This is a genomic window from Halobacterium yunchengense, from assembly GCF_037031165.1.
In the GTDB taxonomy this organism is placed as follows: domain Archaea; phylum Halobacteriota; class Halobacteria; order Halobacteriales; family Halobacteriaceae; genus Halobacterium; species Halobacterium yunchengense.
In genome coordinates this window covers 192861-215916 of record NZ_JAYEZL010000006.1, presented here as the reverse complement: position 1 = coordinate 215916, position 23056 = coordinate 192861, and the positions used below count along the sequence as shown (strand labels likewise).

Below are 23056 nucleotides of genomic sequence, written 5' to 3'. Positions count from 1 at the left end.
CGCGCCGGGAGCGAGCGCGTCGCCGCCAGATTCGACAGCTCCGGCGTCCCCGGACCGAGGTTTCACTTTCACCGCGCACCAGGCGATGCCTTATCCGACGCGTCGATTTGGCGTTCTCGTATGCGCACCGCATCGCACGCGCTCCCCGAACTCGACCCGGGCGTGACGCTGCTGGACAGCACCGACCGCAGCACCGTCGCCGCGCTGGTCGCGGCGGCCGTCGAGCGCCGCGACGGCCCCGCTCGCTGGGTGGACGCGCGCAACCACGCGTCGGCGTTCGCGCTCGCCGAGGCGGGCCGCACGCACCGCGTCCTCGACGAGGTGGTGGTGGCGCGGGCGTTCACCGCCCACCAGCACCACGCGCTCGTCCGCCAACTCGTCGCCGACGCGCGCCGCCCCACGAGCCTCGTCGTCGCGCCGGCCGTCGACGACCTCTACCGCGACGACGACCTGCTCGACGCGGAAGCCGACCGGCTTCGGGCGGCGTCGCTGTCGACGCTCGCCGCGCTCGCGGACGCCCGCGACGTCCCCGTGGTCGTCACCGCGACCGACCGCGACGCGGTCGCCGAGTACGTCGACCGCGAACTCGACGTGACCGAGACGGCGTTCGGGCCGCGCTTCGACGGCGACGACGCCGAGACGACCGCGTACTGGACGCGCGGCGGCTGGCAGACCACCATCCCGTACTGGGTCGACCTCGTCGGCGCCGTCGACGCCGCGCCGCCGGTCGCGCCCCACACCGAGGTGGTGGCCTGATGGGCCGCACCAATCCGACGTACCGCGACCACCTCGACGCCTACGAGCAGCGCTGCCAGCCGTTCCGGCGCGCGCTCCGCTACGAGTACGAGCAGGACTTCGACCGGCTGTTCGAGCGCGCGCGGAACCACGCCCACGCCGCCGGCCACCTGAACGACGTCGACCCGGAGCGCGCGGCCGTCCTCTCGATGCTGCTCGCCCAGGAGGCCGAACTCCGGGCGCTCCGCGAGCGGCTGGACTGATGGCGTACGCGTTCGACGTCGACGACGGCGGCGTGACGCTGTGGCACGCTCGCGCTGACGGCGGCGTGGACGCCGAACGCGACACCGGGTACGCGCCCACGATGCACGTCCACGCCACCGACGGCTCGCTGGGCGCGCTCGCCGACAGTCTCGCCGACGACCCGAAGGTCGCCGGCCTCCGGTGGGCCGAGTGGTACCTCGACCTGCACGCCGACGACCGCACCGAAGTCCTCGCGGTGGACGTCGAGCGCGTCCGCGAGGTCGGGACGCTCGCCCGCGAGATCCGCGTCGACCGCGAGGCCGGCCGCGCGCCCGGGACCTACCGGCTGTTCGACGTGGACTTCTCCCCGGCGTTCCGGTACTGCCTGGAGACCGGCACGGACCCGACGCCCGACCGCGAGTTGCGGACGCTCGCGGTGCGGACGACCGACCGCGCGCTCGCCGACGGCGACCTCGCGAGCCTGCGCGTCGACGGCGACCGGCTCGAGGGCGGCGAGGACGCGGTGCTGCGCGCGCTCGCCGCCCGGGTCGACCGCCGCGACCCCGACGTCCTCGTCGTGAGCCACGGCGGCCTCCTCGACCTCGCGAGCGAGCGCGCCGCCGACCTCGGCGTCGGCTTCCGGTGGGGCCGGGAGGCCGCCGTCGCGCCCGACCGCGACGTCGTCCAGCTGTCGGGCGCGAACACGTACGTGAGCTACGGCCGCACCGGCCACTCGCCGGCGCGGTACACCGTCACCGGGCGCGCAGTCCTCGACGAGTCCAACAGCTTCCTCTGGGAGCAGTCCGGGCTCGCCGGCCTCCGGTACCTCGTCGGGCGGTCCTGGAAGCCCATCGAGGAGGCCGGCTGGGCGAGCATCGGGAACGTCCTCACCGCGATGCAGATCCGGGCGGCCCACGCGAGGGACGTGCTCGTGCCGTGGAACAAGTGGGAGCCCGAGGCGTTCAAGGACGCGCGCACGCTCCAGGCGGCCGACCGCGGCGGCACCACGCTCGCGCCCGAGGTCGGCCGCCACCGCGACGTCCACGAGGTCGACTTCGCGTCGCTCTACCCGACGATCATCTGCGAGTACAACGTCAGCCCGGACACCGTGGGCTGTGACTGCCACCCGGACCGCGAGGTGGTGCCGGAACTCGACTACAACCTCTGCCCCGAGCGGGGGTTCCTCGTGGACGTCCTCGAACCGCTGCTGGAGGACCGCGCGGACATCAAGGACGCCCTCGATTCCGCGACCGGCGACCGCCGCGACCGCCTCGAGGCGGAGTCGTCGGCCATCAAGTGGGTGCTCGTGTCGTGTTTCGGCTACCAGGGCTACCGGAACAGCAAGTTCGGGCGCATCGAGTGCCACGAGGCCATCAACGCCTACGCCCGGGACGTCCTGCTGGACGCGAAGGACGCCCTCGAGCGCGCGGGCTGGCACGTCGTCCACGGCATCGTCGACAGCCTCTGGGCGACGCCGCGGGCCGACGACCCCGAGCCGCTGGACGCGCTCTGCGAGCGCGTCACCGACGCCGCCGGCGTCCGCCTTGAGCGCGAGGCGCACTACGACTGGGTGTGTTTCGCGCCGCGCCGCGACGGCTCCGGCGGCGCGCTCACGACGTACTTCGGGAAGAAGGCGGGCGTCGACCCCGGCGACGAGGACGCGTTCAAGCTGCGCGGCGTGGAGGCCCGCCAGCGCTCGACGCCGCCGTTCGTCGCGGACTGCCAGCGCGAGTGGCTGCGCGTGCTCGACCGCGCGTGCGACGGCGGCTCGAGCGGCGGCGCGAGCGGCGACCGCGGCCCGCACGCGGTCGTGGACGCGCTCCAGCGCGACCTCCGGGCGCTCCACGGCGGCGGCGTCGACCCGGCCGACCTCGCCGTGACGCGCCGCGTGTCGAAGCCCCAGGGCGAGTACCGCCGCGAGACGCGCGCGGTCGCCGCGCGCCGCCGGTACGACGCCCACGGCGTCGACCGCCACCCCGGACAGAGCGTCGAGTTCGTGGTCGTGGACGACGACGCCGACGGCCGCCACCGCGTCCGCCTGCCGTTCGAGGACGGCGCCGGCGACTACGACGCCGACCACTACGCCGACCGCCTGCTGCGCGCCGCCGAGACCGTGCTGTCGCCGTTCGGCTGGTCGCGCGCTCGAGTCGAGCGCGAACTCCGGTCGACGCGGGACGCCAGCCTCTCGTCGTTCTAGACCGTCGAACCCGACAGTTGACGGTGGTCGACGCCCTCGGGGCGAGCATGGCGAAGACTGTCCACGAGTTGCGCAACGAGATCCGGGCGTCGGTGGGGCGCTTCGAGCGCGAGGCGGCCGCGGCGTTCACGAAGGAGGAACTGGCGGCCGTCTGCGAGGCCGTGGGCGCGACCGGTTCGCCGGGGAAGGCCGCGATGCGCGCGGCCGTCCGCGAGCGGGTGGACGGCCTCGCCGACCCGGACGGCGAGAACGAGACGCGCGCGTTCCGGAAGGCCGAACTCGAGGCCATCGCGCGCGCCGTCGGCGGCGAGTAACGCGCGTCGGTCGACCAGCGCCACGCGTCGGCCAGCGTCGCGCGTCGGCCAGCGTCGCGCGTCCGTCTGCAGTTCGGCCTGGCGTTACGCGGACTGCCGGTAGTGGTCGACCGTCCGGTAGAGCACGTAGAGGACGGCGTTGAGGACGCCGGTCGCGGCGAACAGCGTGCCCAGGCCGGCCCAGAAGGCCCCGAACGGCAGGCCGAGGTCGGCGACGCCGTGCGTGAACAGTCCGGACAGGACACCCCAGACGAGGAGGATGCCGGCGATGCGCGCGCCGTCCTCGACGTACTCGGCGAGCGGTGCTGCGGGCGGCGTGGAGGGCGTCGGTGGCACGCGCCGACCGTCGCCGGCCGACGACAAAAAGCCGCCGATAGCGGCGTGCCGCGGTCGGGAGCCGGCGAGCGACCCGACGGCCTCGACGCGGTCAGGAGTCGGCGAGCGACCCGACGGCCTCGACGCCGTCCTCCTCGTCGGCGAGCCACTCCTCGGCCCACGCCTCGATGGCGTCGAAGACGGGGAACAGCGACTCGCCCTTCGGCGTCAGCGAGTAGTACGTCGCGACCGGCGACTCCTCCTCGAGGCGGCGGTCGACGAACCCCGTCTCCTGGAGGTCGTCGAGCACGCGGGAGAGCGTCCGCGAACTGGCGTCCGTGGAGCGCTTGAGTTCGTTGAACCGCTTCTCGCCGTCCTGGAGGTCGTGGAGGACGATGAGCCGCCACTGGCTGCCGATCTGCTCCAGCGAGTCGATGACGTAGCAGGCCTCCTCGCTGTAACGCTCGTCGGTCATGCCACGCGGTAGGCGCCCGCGACGCATAGTGGTTCCGACCGGCTACCAGGTGTCGCCGTGAAACCAGGCTGCGGTGGGCGGCCGGACGACCGTCGCTGCTCGCGGCCGAGCAACCGTCGCTGCTCGCGGCCGGACGACCGTCGCTGCTCACCGCGCGCGTCGGTGACGCGGCCGTCACCGGGTGGCCGCCCCGTTAGCAGAAGCGTTTACGCGTGGGGCGTCTACCACGTGGCATGTCGACCTCGGACCCCCACGCCGGACAGCCGGTCGAACACCGCGGGACGCCGCTCGCCGACGCCGACCGCGCCGTCGTGTTGCTGCACGGCCGCGGCGCGCGCGCCACCGGCATGCTCCAGTTCGCCGACGACCTGCCCGGCGAGGGCACGGCGTTCGTCGCGCCGCAGGCGAAGCGCGCGACCTGGTACCCGGAGCCGTTCCTCCGGCCGACCGGGGAGAACGAACCCTGGTTCGGTTCCGCGCTCGGCCTCGTCGGCGACGTCCTCGAGGACGTCACCGCGCACGTCCCGGCCGAGCGCGTCCTCGTCCTGGGGTTCTCGCAGGGCGCGTGCCTCGGCAGCGAGTTCGTCGCGCGGAACCCGCGGCGGTACGGCGGCTTCGTCGCGTTCTCCGGGGGGCTGCACGGCCCCGAAGGGACGACCTACGACTACGACGGCAGCCTCGAGGGGACGCCGGTCTTCCTGGGCTGCAGCGACCGCGACCCCCACATTCCCGAGTCGCGCGTCCACGAGACCCGGGACGTCTTCGAGGCGATGGGCGCCGACGTCACCGAGCGCATCTACGAGGGGATGGGCCACGGCGTCAACGAGGACGAACTCGCGGTCGCCGCGGACCTGGTCGCGGACCTGTAGGACTGTCGAGGGAACTACACGCTTACCGTCCTCGAACGCCAACGCTCCGGTATGAGCGACGCCGACGACCCCGACCGGACGGCCCAGGAGGCGGCGGGCGACCCGCTGCCCGAAACGGAGGCGGCGTGGCGCGAGCGCCTCGACGACGAGGAGTACCGCGTGCTCCGCGAGGCGGGGACCGAGCGGCCGTACTCCGGCGAGCACGTCGACCGCGACGACGACGGCGTCTACCGGTGCGCCGGCTGCGGCGCGGTGCTGTTCGACGCCGAGACGAAGTTCGACGCGCACTGCGGCTGGCCGAGCTTCTGGGACGCAGTCGACGAGAGCGCCGTCGAGCGCCGGCCCGACCACAGCATGGGCATGGAGCGCACGGAGGTCGTGTGCGCGACCTGCGGCGGCCACCTCGGCCACGTCTTCGCGGACGGCCCGGAGCCGACCGGCGAGCGCTTCTGCATCAACTCGGTCGCGCTGGACTTCGAGGCGGCCGGCGACGAGGAGTAGCCGCGGTTCCGCGCGTCAGAAGCAAAACGAGAACGGGTACGTGAGCGCGACGCGGTCGCCGTCCTCGAGTTCCGTGGCGAAGCCGTCGAGGAGTTCGTTGAACCGGCCGTTCACGAGCACTCTCGCGTACGCGCGAGTGCGCTCGCCCTCGGGGTTGCGCTCCCAGCGGCCCGGCGGGTCGCCGGGGTAGTTCGCCCACGTCGCCGCGGTCTCCTCGTCCTCGCTCTCCGCGAGCAGCATCTCCTCGAGGCCGTACTCCTCGAAGAACGCGTCGAGGAACTCGCCGAGCGTGTTCCCCTCGAAGGTGAACTCCATGGTGTGCGTGCCGAGCGCGCGGCGGACGTGGCCGGTCGCGCGCACCTCGACGGTCGTCTGCACGCGCTCGCTGCCCGCCTCCGCCGGGTCGTCGCGGTCCTGGACGCTCATACACCCAGTTAGCCGCCCACGCGGAAAACCCCTCCTCCCGAACGTGTTCGGCCCGGCGCCGGGGAAAACGCCTATCCGCGTCGCCGCGAACACGCGTACTGATGGACGAGGACCGACGGTTCGCGCTCGAGTCCCGGCTGACGAACAGCGGCTGCTACCTCGAGTCGGTCGCCGCCGGCGACGCCTACGAACTCACCTACCAGTCGGTCGCCGCCGGCCAGCACGGCGAGGTCCCCCACCAGCAGGTCGGCGACGTCGTCAACGTCTTCCGCGAGCTGTTCGACGAGGAGGACTGGCCGGTCCGGACCGTCCGCGCGACCGTCACCGACCTCGACGGCGAGGAGCTGGGGTCGTGGCGCGCCGAGGCGGCGTGGTTCGACGCGCTCGCCGACGGCGACCTCACCGAAGTCGAGTTCTCGGGGCGCGTGCTCGACAGCCTCCACGACGACGCGTAGGGCCGCCCCCTCGTCAGCCGCCGGCGCGCATCGCCTTCCGCGAGAAGTCCGCGACGAGCGCCTCGAACTCCGACTCGGCGAGGCCGTCGGCGTCGAACGCCACCGTCACCTCGGTGAGCTCCAGCGACGGCCCGACGGCGACTTTCTCCGCGGAGAGGTCCGCGCGCCAGCCGTCGCCCTCGACCGTCTCGTCGTCGACGGCGGTGCCGCCGAGGTTCTCCAGGTAGTTCCGCGCGAGCCGCACGGAGATGCCGCGGAACGACTTCTCGCGGTGCACGCGTCAGCGCTCCCCGGCCGCCGGCCGGTCGGCGGTGGCGGTGCTGCCGCCGGCGACCGGCGGGAAGATTGACAGCCGGTCGCCGTCCGCCAGTTCCGTGGCCATGCCGTCGAGGTGGAGGACCTCCCGGCCGTCCTTGAGGACGTTGATGTGCGGGCGGAGGTCGCCGTCCTCGACGAGCTGGCCGGACAGCCCCTCGTACTCGGCCTCGAGGTCGCGGAGCACGTCGCCGACGGTCGCGCCGTCCGCGTACTCGCGCTCGACGACTTTCGACCCGACGGCCTGCCGGAACGTCGCGAAGAAGCGGAGCTCGACGTTCATGTGTCCCGCAGGCGGATGCCGTCCTCGACGAGGCGCTGGTTGCGCTCGCGGTCCAGCGCCCGCGCGAGCTCGTCGTGGTCGTAGAGCTGGCCGAGCAGTTCCGCGTAGAGGTTCCGCCAGGCGATGGCGTAGATGGGGCTCTGGCCCCACGCCCGGAGCTCGGGGACGAACGAGTCGTAGCGCTCGAGGCGGTCCTCCATGCGCTCGACCCCGTCGACGACGTACGACACGGCCTCCTCCTCGGAGTCCGCGGACTCGATGGCGTCGTTGAGGCGGCGCTCCCAGCCGGCCACCGCCTCCTGCATGTCCGCGCGCGTGTCGTCGCTGTCGGCGGGCAGCACGTCGAGAATCGGTTCCGGGACGCCGAGTGACACCGTCTCCATGCGAGTGATTCGCGCTGCGACGTGCATAAATCCCCCGCAGCACCCGTGCCGCGCCGCGATGTAACTACTGCTGGTTACGTGCGCGTGGGAATCACTATGCGGCAACGGACCGTATGTAACGGTAGAACACTAACTATGACCGACCTAGGCGGATTCCGGGACCGAGTCGCCCGCGTGGACCTCAGCGAGGGCGACGTCGGCTACGAGAGCATCGACGACGAGGACGCGCGCAAGTACATCGGCGCGCGCGGCCTCGGCGTGAAGTACGTCTTCGACAACGGCCCGGAGGTCGAGCCGCTGTCCGAGGACAACCTCCTCGCGTTCATGAACGGCCCCATCACGGGGACGCAGGCGCCGATGAGCGGCCGCATCGCGGTCGTCACGAAGTCCCCGCTGACGGGGACGGTAACCGACTCCCACCACGGCGGCTGGTCGGGCGCCCGCCTCAAGTGGGCGGGCTTCGACGGCCTGCTGTTCGAAGGCAGATCCGACGACCCAGTGTACGCGGTCGTCGAGGACGGCGAACTCGAACTCCGGGACGCCAGCCACCTCTGGGGGCAGGGCATCCACGAAACGATCGACGAACTCGAGGAGGAGGTCGACGGCGCGTACGGGAAGAACCTCTCCGCGATGGCCATCGGGCCCGGCGGCGAGAACCAGGTGCGGTACGCCTGCATCATGAACGAGGACGACCGCGCGTCCGGCCGCGGCGGCACGGGCGCCGTCATGGGCTCGAAGAACCTCAAGGCGGTCGTCGTGAAGTCCTCGACGGACATGCCCAAGCCGGCGGACCGCGAGACGTTCATGGAGGGCCACAAGGCCGCGATGCAGGCCATCCAGGAGTCCGACGTCACCGCGCCGAACGAGGGCGGCCTCTCCGTGTACGGGACGAACGTCCTGATGAACCTCACCGAGGAGATGGACGGCCTCCCGACGCGGAACGGCCGGTACACGTCCACCAGCACCGAAGCGGAGGCCGACCCCTCGGAGCCGAACATCGACTCCGAGAAGGTCTCCGGGGAGAACGTCGAGGAGAACATCCTCGTCGACGACCCGACGTGTCACTCCTGTCCGGTCGCCTGCAAGAAGGAAGTCGAGGTGGACGTCCACCACAAGGGCCAGGACCTCAACGTCCGCATGGAGTCCTACGAGTACGAGTCCGCGTGGGCGCTCGGCCCGAACTCCATGAACGACGACCGCGACAAGGTCGCGTACCTCATCGACCGGTGTAACGACCTCGGGATCGACACCATCGACAGCGGGAACATGCTCGCGTTCGCCATGGAGGCGACCGAGAAGGGGTACGTCGACCACCTCGACGGGAGCCTCGACTGGGGTGACGTCGACGAGATGGTGGAGATGCTCGACCGCATCGCGCACCGCGAGACCGAGTTCGCGGACGTGCTCGCGGAGGGCCAGCAGCGCGCCGCCGAGGAGCTCGACGCCCACGACTGCCGCCTCGACGTCAAGGGCCAGTCCATCGCGGCCTACGACCCGCGCGGCCTCAAGGGAATGGGCATCGGGTACGCCACCTCGAACCGGGGCGCCTGCCACCTCCGGGGCTACACGCCGGCCGCCGAGATCCTCGGCATCCCGGAGAAGGTCGACCCGACCGACTGGGAGGGGAAGGGCGAACTCACCGCCACCTTCCAGGACCTCCACGCCATCTCGGACTCCTTCGACATCTGCAAGTTCAACGCGTTCGCGGAGGGCGTCGAGGAGTACATCGACCAGTACAACGGCATGACCGGGCGCTCGGTCACCGAGGACGAGCTCCTGGAGGCCGGCGAGCGCGTGTACAACCTCGAGCGCTACTACAACAACCTCGCCGGGTTCGACGGCGACGACGACACGCTCCCCGGCCGCTTCGTGAAGGGCGCCGAGGACGCAGTTCCGGCGGGCGGCGGCATCGAGGGCGAGCTCTGCGAGCTCGACGAGATGCTCGACGAGTACTACGAGCACCGCGGCTGGGTCGACGGCGTCGTCCCCGACGAGAAGCTCGACGACCTCGGCATCGACGTCGGCCCCGGCACCGGCGTCTCCGCCGGCGGCGCGGCCTCCGCCGACGACTAGGGCGCGAGCACACCGTCCACGTTCTTTCGAGAGGTCCGCCCGGGAGCGCATGCGGCGACTCGCGAGCGGATGCGACGACGGCTCGACGCCCGGAAGCCGGCTGGCGGACTGAACGGCCGAGGGCTCTCAGCGGGAAGCGGGGAGCGCGTCGGTTCGGCAGCGTGCGTCGAGGAACGACCCGAAACCCGTTTTCCGCCGCGCGCCCTACGCCGGGTAGTGACCGACATCTCGAAGGACGCGTTCCTCGACGCGCTGGAGTCGGTGGGGCGTCCGCTCGCGACGGCCGACCAGGTGGCACGCGAACTCGAGTGCACGCAGGCGGCGGCAGCCGAAGCGCTCGCCGAGCTGGCCGACCGCGGCGAGGTGGCGCGCGCGGACGTCGAGAACGACCCCGTGGTGTGGTATCCGCGGGACTGGCTGGAGCTGACGGACCGCGAGCGCGTCGTCGCGTTCCCGGACCGCCGCGAGCTCGTCGTCGACCAGCCGTCGCAGTTCACGCGCGCCCGGCTGTCGCGGTTCGCGCACCTCGCGGACACCACGCGCGCCGGCAGCTACCGGTACGTGGTCCGCGAGGAGGACGTGTGGGCGGCGCCGTTCGACTCCCTCGAGGAGCTGCTCGACGCCGTCGAGGCGGTGCTGCCGCGTGACTGTCCCGGCCTGCTCGACTGGGTGCGCGAGCAGTGGACGCGCGCGACGCGGTTCCGCCTGCGCACGCACGACGACGGCTACGTCGTCCTCGAGGCGGCGAACGAGAGCCTGCTGGGGAACGTCGCCGAGCAGCACCTCGCCGACGACGTGTTGCGCGCGCCCATCTCGGACACCGAGGCGTGGGTCGCCGAACGGAAGGTCGCGGAACTGAAGCGGTCGCTGTACGAGGCCGGCTACCCCGTCCGGGACGACCGCGACCTCGAGTCCGGGGAGCCCCTGGACGTCGACCTCCACCTCGAGCTCCGGGACTACCAGGCCGACTGGGTCGAGCGCTTCGCGGACGCCGGTTCCGGCGTGCTCGTCGGGCCGCCGGGCTCCGGGAAGACCGTCGCCGCGATGGGCGTACTGGAGCATGTGGGCGGCGAGACGCTGGTGCTGGTGCCGAGTCGCGAACTCGCGGCGCAGTGGCGCGACGAACTGCTCGCGAACACGAGCCTCGACCGCGACCAGGTCGGCGAGTACCACGGCGGCGAGAAGCGGCTCCGCCCCGTCACGATCGCGACCTACCAGACCGCCGGGATGGACCGCCACCGGCACGTCTTCGACGACCGCGAGTGGGGGCTCGTCGTCTACGACGAGGCCCACCACCTGCCGGCGGACGTCGCGCGGCGGTCCGCGGACCTCCAGAGCAAGCACCGCCTGGCGCTGACGGCGACCCCGGTCCGCGAGGACGACCTGGAGAGGGACATCTACACGCTGGTCGGCCGGCCCATCGGCACCGACTGGGACGCGCTGTTCGACGCGGGCTACGTCGCCGAGCCCACCGTCGAAATCCGGTACGTGCCCTGGGCGGACGACGACGCGCGCGAGGAGTACGCCGCCGAGAGCGGGCACACGCGCCGTCGGCTCGCCGCGGAGAACCCCGCGAAAGACGACGAGGTCGCACACCTCCTGGCCCAGCACGACGACAAGCAGGCGCTGGTGTTCGTCGACTACCTCGACCAGGGCGAGCGGCTCGCGGACCGCCTGGACGCGCCGTTCGTCAGCGGGGAGACGCGGCACGCCGAGCGCGAGGCGCTGTTCGACCGGTTCCGCACGGGCGCGCTGGACGCGCTCGTGGTCTCCCGCATCGGCGACGAGGGCATCGACCTGCCGGACGCCGAGCTCGCCGTCGTCGCGTCCGGCCTCGGCGGGAGCCGCCGCCAGGGCGCCCAGCGCGCCGGCCGGACGATGCGGCCGGCCGGCAAGTCGCTTTTGTTCGTGCTGGCGACCCGCGGCACCGGCGAGGAGGACGACGCGCGCCGCCGGATGCGCCACCTCTCGGCGAAGGGCGTCCGCGTCACGGAGTCGGGGAGCGAGCGTGCCTGAGGACGAACTCGAGTTGCTCCACGGCCACCTCGAGGCGACCGGCGAGCGCCCGGTCGAGACGACCGCGAGCCGCTACCTCGGCGAGGCCGAGGCCGTCGTCGCGGACGCGCTCGCGCCCGGGACGCCCGAGTCGGTCGTCCGCGAGCGCGTCGCGCAGGCACGCGACCTGCTCTCGCACGTCGAGGGCACCGGCGACCAGACGGCGGACGAACACGTCGACGCGGCGCGAGTGCTCTGTGACGCGCTGCTCGACGACGAGTGAACCAGACAGGTCGGAAAGATTTCGAGAGTGGTTGACTGGAACGACTAGGTGGAACCTGACGAGCGTAGCTAGAATTCCGTTCGAGTTCGGTGAACGCTCGCGTTCCACGATTTCCGCCAGGAGACATCGAATTCTGTACAGCACCTCGAAGCAGACAGATCCGGTTCACGTTCGACTGCGGGCAGCGTTCGGAGCGTCACCGCACGGCCGGCCGCGAGTATCAGCGCTGAGAGTCGGGCACGATGATTTAAGTGCGCCGTGTTTGACGGGGCACCGACCAGGGTGACCGCAAGGCATGTTCGAGCTACTCGGTAGCGTCGTCGCTACCGTGACGGGGTCGGCAGCGACCGGCCCGGAGGAGGACGCGACCGCGACCGGCGACGCGGCCGACGCCGCCGGCGGATGGACCGCAGACCAGCACGACCCCCGCGAGTGGGAGCACGACGGCGACCACGTCCCCGAGGCGTGGCGCGAGCGGGCGACGGTCGGCTCGGTCGTCGAGAGCCTCCTCGGCGGCCTCGGCTACCCCGTGTTCGTCGTCGACGACGAGGGCTACTTCACGAAGCTCAACGAGGAGGCACGGGACCTCTTCGACCGCGAGCCCGGCCAGCTGTACGGCGACTCGCTGTTCGACTACGACGAGGCCGACAACTCCGTGATGCGGGAAGTCCTCGAGACGGGCGAGCCCGTCCGGAACCTCGAGGACACAATCGTCGTGAACGACGAGGAGATCCCCGTCAGCCGCACCGTGATGCCGTTCCACGGGCCCGACGGCGAGGTAGTCGGGGCGCTCGAGATCAACCGCGACGTCACCGAGCGCGTCGAGCTCGAGGCCCGCGAGGAGCGACTCGAGGCCTACCAGACCGAGGTCGTCGAGGAGCTGCAGGCGAGCCTGGACGCCCTCGCGTCCGGGGACTTCACCGTCGAGGCCGAGGTCAGGGAGCCGGACGCGGACTTCGAGGCCATCCGGAACGTCCACCGGGAGTTCGACGAGATGGCCGCGGACCTCAACTACGCCGTCCGGAACGCGCGCGCGGCGCTGACGGAGGCCCGCGAGCACGCGACCGACCTCGACGCCATCGCCGAGACGCTCAGCGGCGCCAGCCGGCAGGCCCGGGCCGCCATCCGGGAGATTGAGGCCTCCAGCGAGGACGTCACGGACGTCGCGGCCGCCCAGACCGAGCGCACGGAGCGCGCGGAGGCGAACGTCTCGGAGCTGTCCGCGACCGTCGAGGAGATCGCGGCGACCGCCCGGCAGATCGACCGCCTCGCGGCGGACGCCGCCGAACTGGCGTCCGAGGGCAGCGAGGACGCCGAGGTGGCCATCGAGCGCATGGAGGCGGCGATGGACGCCGCCGAGCGCAACCGCGAGGTCGTCGAGTCCCTCGAGGCCCAGATGGACGTCATCAACGAGATGACGAAGCTCATCGACGAGATCGCCGACCAGACGAGCCTGCTCGCGCTGAACGCGAACATCGAGGCGGCGCGCGCCGGCGACGAGGGGGACGGCTTCAAGGTGGTCGCCGACGAGGTGAAGGCCCTCGCCGACGAGTCGAAGGCGGCAGTCGCGGAGATCTCGGCGAACGTCGAGGACCTCGAGGACGGCATCGAGACGACCGCCGAGGCCATCGAGGAGTCCAACCGCGAGGTCGAGCGCGGCGCCGCGGTCGTCGAGGACGTCGTCGAGCGCATCGAGGAGATCGACGACGCCATCGCGGAGACGAACCACGGCCTCGGCGAGATCACGGACGCCACGGAGGACCAGGCGAAGAGCGCGGAGACCGTCCACCAGCTCGTCGAGGAGGTCGCGGAGTCCAGCCGGGACGTCAGCGCGCGCATGCAGCAGGTGGCGTCGGGCGTCCAGCAGCAACGCGACTCCGTCGACGACGTCGCGGACCAGTCGGCGGACGTCGACGACATCGCCGACGAACTGGCCGGCAGCCTCCGGCCGTTCCGCCTGCACGAGAGCGAGACGGCGGCCCTCGACGGCGCCCGGGGCGCGACAGGCGGCGACGCCGCCGGCGGCGCGCTGCGGACCGACTGACGGAGCGCCGACGGCCCGGTCGAGCGGACACTTCTCCTGCCGGCGCAGCGAGCACTCGAGAACAGTCCACGGCGTCCCGGCCCCCAGCACCTCGAAAACAGCCCTCCGGCCACCGAGACGCCAGCGGTACCTCGAAAGCGGTGCCCGGACGTGCCGAGGCGGCGGCGCTACTCGTCGGCGCGCGGGACGCCGATACCCTCACTGCGGTCGGCTATCGAGCCCCACGCTCCCGTCACTCCCGTGGGACGCCCTCGTCGTAGCGCGGCAGGTAGTCGCGGCCGCCCTTCTCGACCTGGAGTTCGTCGTCCTCGACGACGACCTCGCCGCCGACGATGGTGTGGGTCGGCAGGCCGGTGAGTTCCTCGCCGTGGAACGTCGAGTAGCGGGGCTCCATCGTGTGGTAGAAGTCGTCGTCGACGACCTTGCTCTTGTCGAGGTCGACGATCACCATGTCGGCGTCGCTGCCCTCGACGAGCGCGCCCTTCCGCGGGTAGAGGCCCCAGCGCTTGGCGTTGTTCGCACAGCAGACCTCGACGAGGCGCTCCATCGAGATGCGGTTCCGGTTGACGCCCTCGCTCATCATCACGGGCAGGAAGTACTCGATGCCGTTGTTGTCGCCGGGGATGGCGTCCCAGATGTCGCCGTGCTTGCCCTGGTCTTTCTCCTTGAACTCGATCTTGTGCGGGCAGTGGTCGGTGCCCATGTAGTCGACGGTACCGTTCCGGAGGCCCTCCCAGAGGCGCTGCACGGAGTCGTCGCCGCGCAGCGGCGGACTGATCTTCCCCCAGACGCCGAGGTCGTCGTCTTTGGTGTGACAGAGGAACGCCGGCAGCGTCTCTGCGTGGACGTTGACGCCCTGGTCCTGGTAGCGCTCGCAGATGTCGACGCCCTCGCCCGTGGACATGTGGACGATGTACGACCGCGAGTCCGTGTACTCCGTGAGCTGGGCGATCTGCTCGATCTGCATCGCCTCGCAGACGTTCGGCGCGGACTCCGACCACGCCTCGAGGTCGTTGCGGCCCTCCGCCTGGAGCTCCTGGCGGCGCACGTGCGCGAGGTCCTCGTTCTCGGCGTGGAACATCACGACGCCGTTGGGGATGTCCGCGACCTCCGAGAGCAGTTTGTAGACGCGGCCGGCGTCCGAGTGCTCGATGCCGAGCTCGGGCGCGGCGTACTTGTACCAGTTGAAGAAGATCTTGAACGACCGGACGCCCTCCGCGGCGAGGTCCTGGACCTCCTCGAAGTGGTGGTCCTTGTGGACGATGGCGTGGTACGCGAAGTCGATGTAGGAGTGCTCCCTGCCGGCGCGCTTGAAGAACTCCATGTCGGGCGCGTACGGCTCCGGCTGGAGGAGGAAGTTCACGACCGTGGTGACGCCGCCGTGGACGGCGCCCCGGGTCTCGGTCTCGAAGTCGTGCTCGAGGCCCTCGTGGTACTCGTACTCGTACCGGCTCAGCCCCCAGTGGACGTGGGGGTCGACGAAGCCGGGGATGAGGTAGTTGCCGTCCGCGTCGATGGTCCGTTCGGCGTCCGGGAGGTTGGCCTCGGTGCCGACCGTCACGATCTTGCCGTCGCGGGCAGCAACGCCGCCGTCGAGAGTGCCCGAGGGCGTGACGACTTTGGCGTTGACTACTCGCAGGTCTGCGTGCTGGCTCACGTACCGAAAGAGACCGCTCTGTTATTTATAATTATGGACGTAGCGGCGCCGAGGCCGGAGTCTGGTCGATGGCGCACGCCGACCCGCGCCGGCCGGGCCGGCACAACGTTCAAGCCGGCAGCCGCGGACAGTGTGAACGAGCCCCATGCAGAGCCACGTCTGCGTCACGGGCGCCGGCATGACCGCGTTCAGCGGCGACGCCGGCGTCCCGATCCACGAACTGCTGGAGACCGCCGCGACGCGCGCGCTCGACGACGCCGGCCTCGCGGCCGCCGACCTCGACGCCGTCCACGTCGGGAACATGGCCGCCGAGGCGTTCGACGGCGTGTCCGGCCTCCACAACGCCCTGACGGCGAGCCTCGGCGCGCACGGCGCGCGGGCCGACCGCGTCGAGAACACGTCCGCCAGCGGCGCGTCCGCGTTCCAGCGCGGCGTCCAGGCGGTCGCCGCTGGCGCCGCCGACACCGCGCTCGTGGTCGGCGGCGAGCGCATGTCCACCGCGAGCACGGAGACCGCGACGGGCGTCATCGGCAGCATCGTCCACGACCGCGAGCACGCGTACGGCGTGACGCTGCCGTCGTTCGCGGGCCTCGCCGCCGACGCCTACCTGCGGCGGTACGACGCGCCCTACGAATCGCTGGCGGCCGTCGCCGCGAAGAACCACGCGAACGGCGCGCGAAACCCCTACGCGCAGTTCCAGAAGCGCATCACCACCGGGGACGCCGCCGAGTCCCCGCTCGTGGCCGACCCGCTGCGCCTGTACGACTGCTGTCCCACCAGCGACGGCGCCGCCGCGGTGGTGCTGGCGGCGGCCGACGACGCGGACGACGCCGTGCGCGTTCGCGCCTGCGAGAGCGCAGTGGGCACGCACGCCGTCGCGGAGCGCGAGGACCTCCTGCGCGTCGAGAGCGTCGCCAGGGCGGGCGAGCGCGCGTTCGCGGCCGCCGACCGCGACACCGGCGACGTCGACGTGGCGTGCATCCACGACGCGTTCACCGTCCTGGAACTGCTCGAACTCGAGGAGCTCGGGTTCTACGGGGCCGGCGAGGCGTACCGCGCAGCGCTGGACGGCGAGACCGCCCTGGACGGCGCGCTCCCGGTGAATCCGGGCGGCGGCCTGAAGGCCCGCGGCCACCCGCTGGGCGCGACCGGGGTCGCCCAGCTCGTCGAACTGGTCTGGCAGCTGCGCGGCGAGGCCGACGACCGCCAGGTCGACTGCGGGACGGGGCTGGCGGTGAACGTCGCCGGGTTCGGGAACAACGCCGTCTGTTCGGTGCTGGAGGTGGCGGAATGAGCGACGGCGGTGGCGGCCAGGACGCCGAGCGCGTGTCGTCCGCGGCGACCGCCTGCGAGGCGTGCGGCGAGACGTGGGCCTACGACCGCGTGCGGTGCCCGAGCTGCGGCGGCGAGTCGTTCCGCGAGCTCGCGCTGGGCGTGGGCGAACTCGTCGCGACGACCGTCTCCAGGGTGCCGCCCTCGGGCGTCAGGAGCCCGAACCCGCTCGGCGTCGCGCGGTTCCCGGACGCGGACGTGCAGGTGACCGCGCAGCTGGCGGACGGCGACCTCGCGGCGGACGACCGGGTCGTCCTCGCCGGCGACTACGAACTCAGGGACGGCCGCCGCGGCCCCCGGCTGGAGCGCGCGGACGACTGACCGGCGAGGCTTCGGGGGCCGGACTCTTCTGGCGGAACTGGGCTACTGTACGGGCGGATTCAGGGACCGGTCTGTTTCTGGAGGCCGACGCGGTCGCTGAGGGCGTCGAGGCACTGGTGGGGGTGCTCGGGGTGAACTGTCAGCGGCTTCGGGCGGTTCCGGACGCGGATGGCGAGTTCGTGCCGGTGCCGGTACGTCCGGTACGCGCTGAACGCGCCGACCGCGGCGAACGCGACGCCGACGAGGGGGTTGCGCGTGACGACGACGTACGCGCCGACGCCGACCAGGAGGAGGCTCATCACCGCGAGGTCCCACTCCAGGGTGCGCAGCGTGACGGCCTCGACGGCGTCGTGGGGGATCTTCACGCGGTCGTCGCCGCCCTCGTCGACGTAGACGGCGTCCTCGGAGTAGCCGATCCAGCCGTCCCCGCGCAGCGACATGCGCGTGATCTCGACGGCGCTGCGGTCGTCCTGTGCGGCCATGGTCGAAAGAACTCGCGGGGGGACTTCTGCGTTGCGCCGGAGGCGAGGACGGGACTAGTCGTCGTCCGCGATGTCCTCGTTGGCGGGCTCGCCGAGCGGGTAGAACTTCTCGTGGTACGGCTCGAAGGCGTCCTCGTCCTCGGTGATCTCCTCCCAGGCAGTGAGGCCGCGCTCCTCCTTGCTACCGGGGATGGTGTTGTCGAGGATGAACGCCGCGATGCCGCCGACCGCGATCTCGGTGCCGAGGATGATGCCGATGGTGGTCGCGACCTCGGGGATGCCGAGGACGCTCCCGAGCACGGGGATCTGCGAGAAGCCCGCCTCGAAGCTCTCGACGTTGCTCGCGTACAGCGGGATCGAGAGGCCGGCGAACAGGCCGAACCCGAGCACGAAGACGTTCCGGTTCTGGTTGAGGTCGACGTGCTGGAGCTGGCTGAGCCCGACGCCGACGATCTGCGCGAACATCGCGAGGAACAGGCCGCCGACGATGGCGTTCGGGATCGTCACGACGAACGCGCCGAAGTAGCCGACGTAGCCGACGAGGATCATCACGACGGCGCCGATCTGGACGACGTACCGGGAGGCGACGCCGGTGATGCCGATGGCGCCGATGTTCTCCGTGTAGGACGTCGAGCCGTTCCCGGTGCCCATGATGCCGGCGAAGACGTTCCCGAGGCCCTCCATGCCGAGGCCGTGGTTGACGCGCTGCTTGTTCGGGGCGCCCTCGCCGGCCATGCGGGCGACCGAGTGGTAGTCACCGAAGCTCTCGATGGCGGACGCGAGCATCCCCGCGATCATGCCGGCGGAGAACGACGGCGTGAACAGCGGCGTGCCCCACTGGAACGGCGTGATGTCCCGGACCGGCGGCGCCTCGCCGATGGCGCCGAAGCTCACGATATCGACGACGCCGGCGACGGACAACACGGCGGCGAGCAGGTACGCGCCGCCGAGCCCCAGCAACACCGGGAACAGCTTGAACAGCCGCGAGTAGCTGTCGATGTACTGGGAGAACAGCACGATGAGCACGAGCGTGAGGCCCGCGAGGTACCAGTTCTGGGACGCGCTGACGATCTGTGGGACGTCGATGAGCGCGAGGCCGATGAGCGCGATGACGACGGAGATGACGAGCGGGCCGATGTACTCCTTCAGGCGGCCGAACAGGCCGAAGTAGCCGATGAGCACCTCGACGCCGCCGGCGATGATGATCGCGCCCTGTAACTCCCGCATCATCTCGGTCGAGCTCGCGCCGCCGTCTGCGCCGCCGAGGACGGTGATGATGGCGAGTGCCGGTCCGAGCATCGAGAACGTCCCGCCCTGCACGATGGGGTACTTGTTCCCGACGGTGGTCTGGGCGAGCGTCGCGACGCCGGACACCACGAAGAACGTCCCGATGAGCTGGGCGGTCTGCGCACCGTCGAACCCGAGCGCGCCGGCGAGCACGAACGGGATGGCGATGGTCGACCCGACCATCGTCAGCCAGTGCTGGGTGCCGAGGAAGATGGACTGCAACAGCGGCGGCTTGTCCTCGATGCCGTACTCGACCATCGAGGCCTCGCTGCCGCCGTCCGGTACCAGTTCCTCGTCCGTGCTGTGCGTCTCGGCTCCGTCTAGGGGGTCGGCTGTCATGTGGTGGCCCTCCGTCCTGGCCTGGCAGCCGTCATGTGTGGAGTGCTGCCACACCGGACACGTACCTTTCTCTACAAACATCCATTATAAATGTGCCGCCTGTGACGCGGCGCCGGGCGGCCGTCCGGGACCGGTCGCGGGGAAACGTATTTGCGGGTCGTCTCGGTGGTACGCGTATGGCGAGCGACAGCGACCCACCCTACGGCGTCCACGCCGAACTGGACGTGGAGGTACCGACCAGGGACGGCGTCGGCCTCTCGACGGACGTCTACCGGCCGGCGGACCCGGAGACGAACGAGCCCATCGACGACCCGCGGCCGGTCATCCTCGACCGGACGCCGTACGACAAGACCGGCGGTCGCCTGCGGCACGGCGAGTGGTACGCCTCCCGCGGGTACGTGATCGCCATCCAGGACGTGCGCGGGCGCTTCGACAGCGGCGGCGACTTCTACATCCACCGACACGAGGCAGAGGACGGCGCCGACGCCGTGGAGTACCTCGCCGAGCGGGACTACTGCGACGGCCAGGTCGTCACGCTGGGCACGAGCTACGGCGCGTGGGTGCAGAACGCACTCGCCACGCAGGACCCCGACGGCCTCGCCGGGATGTTCGTGAACATGGGCGCGGCGAACGGCCGGAAGAAGACGTTCCGGCACAACGGCGCGTTCGAGCAGCGGTGGCTGTCGTGGGCGCTCACGCTCGGCGCGGGCTTCGCCCACGAGAGCCTCGCCGACCCCGACGTCCAGCAGACGTTCGCCGACGTCGACGTCCGCGAGGTGTTCGAGGACGGCCCCGTCCAGCGCGGCGAGAGCGCGCTCGCCGAGCTCCCCCAGTACGAGGAGTGGGCGTTCGACATCATGACCACCGCGTCCGCCAGCGACGACCTCTGGCAGAACCCCGGCCTGAACTTCGAGGCCCACTACGACCAGTCGGCGGACGTCCCCACCGTCTACTCGGGCGGCTGGTACGACTCGTACACGGGCGCGACCTGCGACAACTTCGTCGGGCTCGCGGACCGCAAGGACAGCGACCACTACCTCCTGATGGGGCCGTGGACGCACCTCGCGCGGCTCCCCGGCGGCCACGACCACAGCGAGCAGCTGCTGTTCCCGCCGCTGACCTGGGAGCAGCCGACGGCCGGCGACCTCGCGTTCGGCGAGAACGCGACCCGGAAGTACCGCGAGACCCGCAAGCGCTTCTTCGACCGCTACGTCCGCGGCGTCGAGGACGCCTGGGACGAGCCCCGCGTCCAGTACTTCCTGATGGGGACCGGCGACGGTCACCGGACCGAGGACGGCCGCCTGTTCCACGGCGGCGAGTGGCGCAGCGCCGACCAGTGGCCGCCCGAGGGCACGGAGATGACGCGGTTCTACGCGCACGCCGACGGCACGCTCTCCACCGAGCAGCCGACGGCCAGCGAGTCCACGACCAGCTTCGAGTTCGACCCCACGGACCCCGTCCCCACCATCGGCGGGAACACGTCCTCGTACCTCACCTACGAGCCCCGCGAGGAGTCCGTCGAGGCCTACCCCCTGGGCGACCGGAACATCGTCGACTTCGCGGGCCGCGGCGGCTACGACCAGCGCACCAGCGAGGACACGTTCGGCGCGAGCCCGCCGTACGGCCCGCTGAGCGAGCGCGAGGACGTCCTGACGTTCCGCACGCCGCCCCTCGAGGAGCCGGTCGAGATCGCGGGGCCCATCCGCGTCCGCGTGTTCGGCGAGACGGACGGTCCGGACACGGACTTCACGGCGAAGCTCGTCGACGAGTACCCCGAGAGCGAGGACTACCCGGACGGCTACGACCTGAACCTCTCGGACTCCATCTGCCGCGGCCGCTACCGCGGCTACCGCGACGAGCCCGACCTGCTGACGCCCGGCGAGGTCTACGAGTTCTACATGGAGCCCTACGACACCGCGAACCGCTTCGGGGAGGGCCACCGCATCCGCCTCGACGTGTCGTCGTCGAACTGGCCGCGGTTCGACGTCAACCACAACACGGGCGGACCCCTCTACACCGACCAGGAGTACCGGGTCGCCGAGAACACCGTCCACCACTCCGCCACTCACCCGACGCACGTCGAGCTCCCGGTCCAGCCGTCGGAGTGAACGGCGTCGAGCGCGAGGGACCGGTCCCCGTCACCCCGTCCCGTGGGGCGAGTTGGCAAAACGCTTAATAGCCGGCTCGCGCCTATCTCATGATTGTCCGACCGGGTTACCGGATCCACGTGAGACACATGTGCTGGCACCGACCCCATAGCGCAGACAGACCCCGCCCTCACCCCGGAGGCCGCCCGCGATGAAGCCCGCGGCCTTCGAGTACCACCGCCCGACGTCCGTCGAGGAGGCGACGACACTCCTGGCGGACCTCGGGCACGACGCCGAGGTGCTCGCCGGCAACCAGAGCCTCGGCATCATCATGGCGAACCGGCTCGCCACCCCCGACCACCTCGTCGACCTCGACCGCGTCGACGACCTCGCCGGCTACGAGGTCCGCGACGACGAGGTCGAGATCGGCGCGATGACGACCCACCGCGACCTCGAGTTCGCCGACGACCTCCGCGAGGCCGTCGAGATGGTGCCGGAGGCCGCCGAACAGATCGCCGGCCCGAGCGTCCGCAACCGCGGCACCGTCGGCGGCAGCGTCGCGGAGGCCGACCCTGCGGGGAACTACCCGGCGGCGTTCGTCGCGCTCGACGCCGACCTCCACCTCGCGTCGGCGGACGGCGAGCGCACCGTCCCCGCCCGCGAGTTCTTCGTCGCGTACATGTTCACCGACCTGGGCCCCGAGGAGCTCGTCACCGGCGTGACCGTCGACCGCGAGCCGTTCCCGCCCGAGCGGACGGGGATGGCCTTCGAGGAGCTCAAGCGCGCAGCCCAGACGTTCCCGACGGTCAGCGCGGGCACCGCCGTCCGCGTCGACGACCCGGACGCCGACGACCCCGAGGTCGAGGCGGCGCGCGTCGCGCTCGCGAACGTCGCGGACGTCCCGCTCCACGTCCCCGACGCCGAAGCCGCCGTCGAGGGCACGAGCCTCGACGAGGACGCCCTCGACGAGGCGGCGGCCGCAGCGAGCGACGCCGCGGACCCCTCGCCCGAGATGCACGCCGACGAGGAGTGGAAGGTAGAACTGGCAGGCGAGTACACCCGCCGTTCCCTGCGGACGGCCTACGACCGCACAATCCAATGATAGAATTCTCCGGCGACTTCGACTCCGACCACGCGCCCGAACAGCTCTGGAACTACTTCACGGACCCCGAGATCCTCGCGCAGTGCGCGCCCGGCTGCGACCACATCGAACAGGAGTCCGACGCCGAGCTCTCCGCGACCATCGCGGTCGGCGTCGGCAGCGTGAAACCCACCTTCGACGTCGACATGGTCGTCGTGGAGGCCGACCGGCCGAACCGCCTCGTGATGCACGCGGGCGGCGACGCGTCCCGGAACTCCTTCGAGACCGTCGCGGAGATGGACCTCGTGGACAACGACGACGGCACCACGACGGCGTCCTGGCAGGCGGAGGTGAACGTCTCAGGCCTCATCGCGAGCCTCGGCCAGCGCGCGCTCGGCAGCGTCGCCGAACGCCTCGTCAACGACTTCTTCGAGGACGTCGAGGACCTCGCGGACGAGGGCGTCCCCGCGGAGTCGAAGATCAGCGCGAAACCCGAGGCGACCGCGACCCTCGAGGAGTAACGCGACCCGCCTCCTCCCGTCCAGTGCGCGACGCCCAGCGGAA

The 23056-nt window shown here is 71.4% G+C and carries 25 protein-coding genes; 16 read left to right on the top strand and 9 right to left on the bottom strand.

Annotation, left to right across the window (positions count from 1 at the left end; all coding sequences use genetic code 11):
* The first annotated feature begins 120 nt into the window (after window positions 1-120).
* From U5911_RS15405 to U5911_RS15390, 4 genes are read left to right on the top strand one after another with little or no spacing between them, the layout of a single operon-like run.
* Window positions 121-756, top strand: a complete 636-nt coding sequence (locus tag U5911_RS15405) for a hypothetical protein (protein WP_336037943.1) — start codon at window positions 121-123, stop codon at window positions 754-756.
* Window positions 756-998: a DUF8156 family protein gene (locus U5911_RS15400; RefSeq protein ID WP_336037942.1), complete on the top strand. Its 243-nt coding sequence runs from the start codon at window positions 756-758 to the stop codon at window positions 996-998. The genes U5911_RS15405 and U5911_RS15400 overlap by 1 nt, the downstream gene beginning before the upstream one ends.
* A complete protein-coding gene (locus U5911_RS15395; RefSeq protein ID WP_336037941.1) occupies window positions 998-3175 on the top strand; it encodes a type B DNA-directed DNA polymerase in 2178 nt (725 codons plus the stop codon). The genes U5911_RS15400 and U5911_RS15395 overlap by 1 nt, the downstream gene beginning before the upstream one ends.
* A 47-nt stretch (window positions 3176-3222) precedes the next feature.
* The gene (locus U5911_RS15390) at window positions 3223-3489 is read left to right on the top strand and encodes a hypothetical protein (RefSeq protein WP_336037940.1); all 267 of its coding nucleotides are present in this window, start codon (window positions 3223-3225) and stop codon (window positions 3487-3489) included.
* Between the two features lie 84 nt (window positions 3490-3573).
* Here the strand turns inward: U5911_RS15390 and U5911_RS15385 are convergent, their stop codons facing one another.
* Complete coding sequence (locus tag U5911_RS15385; RefSeq protein WP_336037939.1) at window positions 3574-3825, bottom strand: hypothetical protein; 252 nt, start codon at window positions 3823-3825, stop codon at window positions 3574-3576.
* Between the two features lie 91 nt (window positions 3826-3916).
* The gene (locus U5911_RS15380; protein WP_336037938.1) at window positions 3917-4279 is read right to left on the bottom strand and encodes a winged helix-turn-helix transcriptional regulator; all 363 of its coding nucleotides are present in this window, start codon (window positions 4277-4279) and stop codon (window positions 3917-3919) included.
* A 233-nt stretch (window positions 4280-4512) separates the two neighbouring features.
* Here U5911_RS15380 and U5911_RS15375 point away from each other — a divergent pair, with 233 nt between their 5' ends.
* A complete protein-coding gene (locus U5911_RS15375) occupies window positions 4513-5148 on the top strand; it encodes an alpha/beta hydrolase (RefSeq protein WP_336037937.1) in 636 nt (211 codons plus the stop codon).
* A gap of 51 nt (window positions 5149-5199) precedes the next feature.
* Window positions 5200-5649, top strand: coding sequence for a peptide-methionine (R)-S-oxide reductase MsrB (gene msrB, locus U5911_RS15370; protein WP_336037936.1), 450 nt, complete (start codon window positions 5200-5202; stop codon window positions 5647-5649).
* A 15-nt stretch (window positions 5650-5664) separates the two neighbouring features.
* Here the strand turns inward: msrB and U5911_RS15365 are convergent, their stop codons facing one another.
* Window positions 5665-6075 (bottom strand): MoaD/ThiS family protein, encoded by a 411-nt coding sequence (locus tag U5911_RS15365; RefSeq protein ID WP_336037935.1) that lies wholly within the window; start codon window positions 6073-6075, stop codon window positions 5665-5667.
* A 101-nt stretch (window positions 6076-6176) separates the two neighbouring features.
* Here U5911_RS15365 and U5911_RS15360 point away from each other — a divergent pair, with 101 nt between their 5' ends.
* Window positions 6177-6530 (top strand): DUF8159 domain-containing protein, encoded by a 354-nt coding sequence (locus tag U5911_RS15360; protein WP_336037934.1) that lies wholly within the window; start codon window positions 6177-6179, stop codon window positions 6528-6530.
* Window positions 6531-6543: 13 nt separating this feature from the next.
* On the opposite strand, the gene U5911_RS15355 is transcribed toward U5911_RS15360, so the two are convergent.
* The 3 genes from U5911_RS15355 to U5911_RS15345 are packed head-to-tail and all read right to left on the bottom strand — an operon-like array spanning window position 6544 to window position 7511.
* Window positions 6544-6807: a MoaD-like domain-containing protein gene (locus U5911_RS15355; RefSeq protein ID WP_336037933.1), complete on the bottom strand. Its 264-nt coding sequence runs from the start codon at window positions 6805-6807 to the stop codon at window positions 6544-6546.
* A 3-nt stretch (window positions 6808-6810) separates the two neighbouring features.
* Window positions 6811-7128, bottom strand: a complete 318-nt coding sequence (locus U5911_RS15350; protein ID WP_336037932.1) for a ubiquitin-like small modifier protein 1 — start codon at window positions 7126-7128, stop codon at window positions 6811-6813.
* Window positions 7125-7511, bottom strand: coding sequence for a DUF7971 family protein (locus U5911_RS15345; protein WP_336037931.1), 387 nt, complete (start codon window positions 7509-7511; stop codon window positions 7125-7127). Before U5911_RS15345 ends, U5911_RS15350 begins: the two co-directional genes overlap by 4 nt.
* Before the next feature lie 135 nt (window positions 7512-7646).
* On the opposite strand from U5911_RS15345, the gene U5911_RS15340 reads away from it, so the two are divergent.
* The 4 genes from U5911_RS15340 (at window position 7647) to U5911_RS15325 (ending at window position 13906) form a co-directional block, all read left to right on the top strand.
* The gene (locus tag U5911_RS15340; RefSeq protein ID WP_336037930.1) at window positions 7647-9584 is read left to right on the top strand and encodes an aldehyde ferredoxin oxidoreductase family protein; all 1938 of its coding nucleotides are present in this window, start codon (window positions 7647-7649) and stop codon (window positions 9582-9584) included.
* A gap of 69 nt (window positions 9585-9653) precedes the next feature.
* Complete coding sequence (locus U5911_RS15335; RefSeq protein WP_418771549.1) at window positions 9654-11600, top strand: DEAD/DEAH box helicase; 1947 nt, start codon at window positions 9654-9656, stop codon at window positions 11598-11600.
* Window positions 11593-11862 (top strand): DUF8152 family protein, encoded by a 270-nt coding sequence (locus U5911_RS15330; protein WP_336037928.1) that lies wholly within the window; start codon window positions 11593-11595, stop codon window positions 11860-11862. Before U5911_RS15335 ends, U5911_RS15330 begins: the two co-directional genes overlap by 8 nt.
* 295 nt (window positions 11863-12157) lie before the next feature.
* Window positions 12158-13906 (top strand): methyl-accepting chemotaxis protein, encoded by a 1749-nt coding sequence (locus U5911_RS15325; RefSeq protein WP_336037927.1) that lies wholly within the window; start codon window positions 12158-12160, stop codon window positions 13904-13906.
* Between the two features lie 232 nt (window positions 13907-14138).
* Here U5911_RS15325 and U5911_RS15320 read toward each other — a convergent pair whose 3' ends face one another.
* Window positions 14139-15563 (bottom strand): dihydroorotase, encoded by a 1425-nt coding sequence (locus tag U5911_RS15320; RefSeq protein WP_336037926.1) that lies wholly within the window; start codon window positions 15561-15563, stop codon window positions 14139-14141.
* A 145-nt stretch (window positions 15564-15708) separates the two neighbouring features.
* Between U5911_RS15320 and U5911_RS15315 the strand changes: the two genes are divergently transcribed.
* Window positions 15709-16857 (top strand): thiolase family protein, encoded by a 1149-nt coding sequence (locus tag U5911_RS15315; protein ID WP_336037925.1) that lies wholly within the window; start codon window positions 15709-15711, stop codon window positions 16855-16857.
* Complete coding sequence (locus tag U5911_RS15310) at window positions 16854-17216, top strand: Zn-ribbon domain-containing OB-fold protein (RefSeq protein WP_336037924.1); 363 nt, start codon at window positions 16854-16856, stop codon at window positions 17214-17216. The genes U5911_RS15315 and U5911_RS15310 overlap by 4 nt, the downstream gene beginning before the upstream one ends.
* Before the next feature lie 59 nt (window positions 17217-17275).
* Here the strand turns inward: U5911_RS15310 and U5911_RS15305 are convergent, their stop codons facing one another.
* Window positions 17276-17698, bottom strand: coding sequence for a hypothetical protein (locus tag U5911_RS15305; protein WP_336037923.1), 423 nt, complete (start codon window positions 17696-17698; stop codon window positions 17276-17278).
* A 54-nt stretch (window positions 17699-17752) separates the two neighbouring features.
* Entirely contained in the window at window positions 17753-19324 is a 1572-nt protein-coding gene (locus U5911_RS15300; protein WP_336037922.1) for a uracil-xanthine permease family protein, read from the bottom strand.
* Between the two features lie 176 nt (window positions 19325-19500).
* Here U5911_RS15300 and U5911_RS15295 point away from each other — a divergent pair, with 176 nt between their 5' ends.
* From U5911_RS15295 to U5911_RS15285, 3 genes are all read left to right on the top strand, one after another.
* Entirely contained in the window at window positions 19501-21432 is a 1932-nt protein-coding gene (locus U5911_RS15295) for a CocE/NonD family hydrolase (RefSeq protein WP_336037921.1), read from the top strand.
* 190 nt (window positions 21433-21622) lie between these two features.
* Entirely contained in the window at window positions 21623-22513 is an 891-nt protein-coding gene (locus U5911_RS15290; protein WP_336037920.1) for an FAD binding domain-containing protein, read from the top strand.
* Complete coding sequence (locus U5911_RS15285; protein ID WP_336037919.1) at window positions 22510-23013, top strand: CoxG family protein; 504 nt, start codon at window positions 22510-22512, stop codon at window positions 23011-23013. The genes U5911_RS15290 and U5911_RS15285 overlap by 4 nt, the downstream gene beginning before the upstream one ends.
* Window positions 23014-23056: the final 43 nt, after the last annotated feature.

Bases quoted from the DNA above. Each gene is read 5' to 3' on its own strand.
- U5911_RS15400 (WP_336037942.1), top strand. From the start codon at position 756: ATGGGCCGCACCAATCCGACGTACCGCGACCACCTCGACGCCTACGAG.
- U5911_RS15350 (WP_336037932.1), bottom strand. From the start codon at position 7,128: ATGAACGTCGAGCTCCGCTTCTTCGCGACGTTCCGGCAGGCCGTCGGG.
- U5911_RS15315 (WP_336037925.1), top strand. From the start codon at position 15,709: ATGCAGAGCCACGTCTGCGTCACGGGCGCCGGCATGACCGCGTTCAGC.
- U5911_RS15375 (WP_336037937.1), top strand. From the start codon at position 4,513: ATGTCGACCTCGGACCCCCACGCCGGACAGCCGGTCGAACACCGCGGG.
- U5911_RS15340 (WP_336037930.1), top strand. From the start codon at position 7,647: ATGACCGACCTAGGCGGATTCCGGGACCGAGTCGCCCGCGTGGACCTC.
- U5911_RS15290 (WP_336037920.1), top strand. From the start codon at position 21,623: ATGAAGCCCGCGGCCTTCGAGTACCACCGCCCGACGTCCGTCGAGGAG.
- U5911_RS15310 (WP_336037924.1), top strand. From the start codon at position 16,854: ATGAGCGACGGCGGTGGCGGCCAGGACGCCGAGCGCGTGTCGTCCGCG.
- U5911_RS15395 (WP_336037941.1), top strand. From the start codon at position 998: ATGGCGTACGCGTTCGACGTCGACGACGGCGGCGTGACGCTGTGGCAC.
- U5911_RS15295 (WP_336037921.1), top strand. From the start codon at position 19,501: ATGGCGAGCGACAGCGACCCACCCTACGGCGTCCACGCCGAACTGGAC.
- U5911_RS15345 (WP_336037931.1), bottom strand. From the start codon at position 7,511: ATGGAGACGGTGTCACTCGGCGTCCCGGAACCGATTCTCGACGTGCTG.
- U5911_RS15390 (WP_336037940.1), top strand. From the start codon at position 3,223: ATGGCGAAGACTGTCCACGAGTTGCGCAACGAGATCCGGGCGTCGGTG.
- U5911_RS15405 (WP_336037943.1), top strand. From the start codon at position 121: ATGCGCACCGCATCGCACGCGCTCCCCGAACTCGACCCGGGCGTGACG.
- U5911_RS15335 (WP_418771549.1), top strand. From the start codon at position 9,654: ATGCGACGACGGCTCGACGCCCGGAAGCCGGCTGGCGGACTGAACGGC.
- msrB (WP_336037936.1), top strand. From the start codon at position 5,200: ATGAGCGACGCCGACGACCCCGACCGGACGGCCCAGGAGGCGGCGGGC.
- U5911_RS15380 (WP_336037938.1), bottom strand. From the start codon at position 4,279: ATGACCGACGAGCGTTACAGCGAGGAGGCCTGCTACGTCATCGACTCG.
- U5911_RS15325 (WP_336037927.1), top strand. From the start codon at position 12,158: ATGTTCGAGCTACTCGGTAGCGTCGTCGCTACCGTGACGGGGTCGGCA.
- U5911_RS15300 (WP_336037922.1), bottom strand. From the start codon at position 19,324: ATGACAGCCGACCCCCTAGACGGAGCCGAGACGCACAGCACGGACGAG.
- U5911_RS15305 (WP_336037923.1), bottom strand. From the start codon at position 17,698: ATGGCCGCACAGGACGACCGCAGCGCCGTCGAGATCACGCGCATGTCG.
- U5911_RS15285 (WP_336037919.1), top strand. From the start codon at position 22,510: ATGATAGAATTCTCCGGCGACTTCGACTCCGACCACGCGCCCGAACAG.
- U5911_RS15365 (WP_336037935.1), bottom strand. From the start codon at position 6,075: ATGAGCGTCCAGGACCGCGACGACCCGGCGGAGGCGGGCAGCGAGCGC.
- U5911_RS15360 (WP_336037934.1), top strand. From the start codon at position 6,177: ATGGACGAGGACCGACGGTTCGCGCTCGAGTCCCGGCTGACGAACAGC.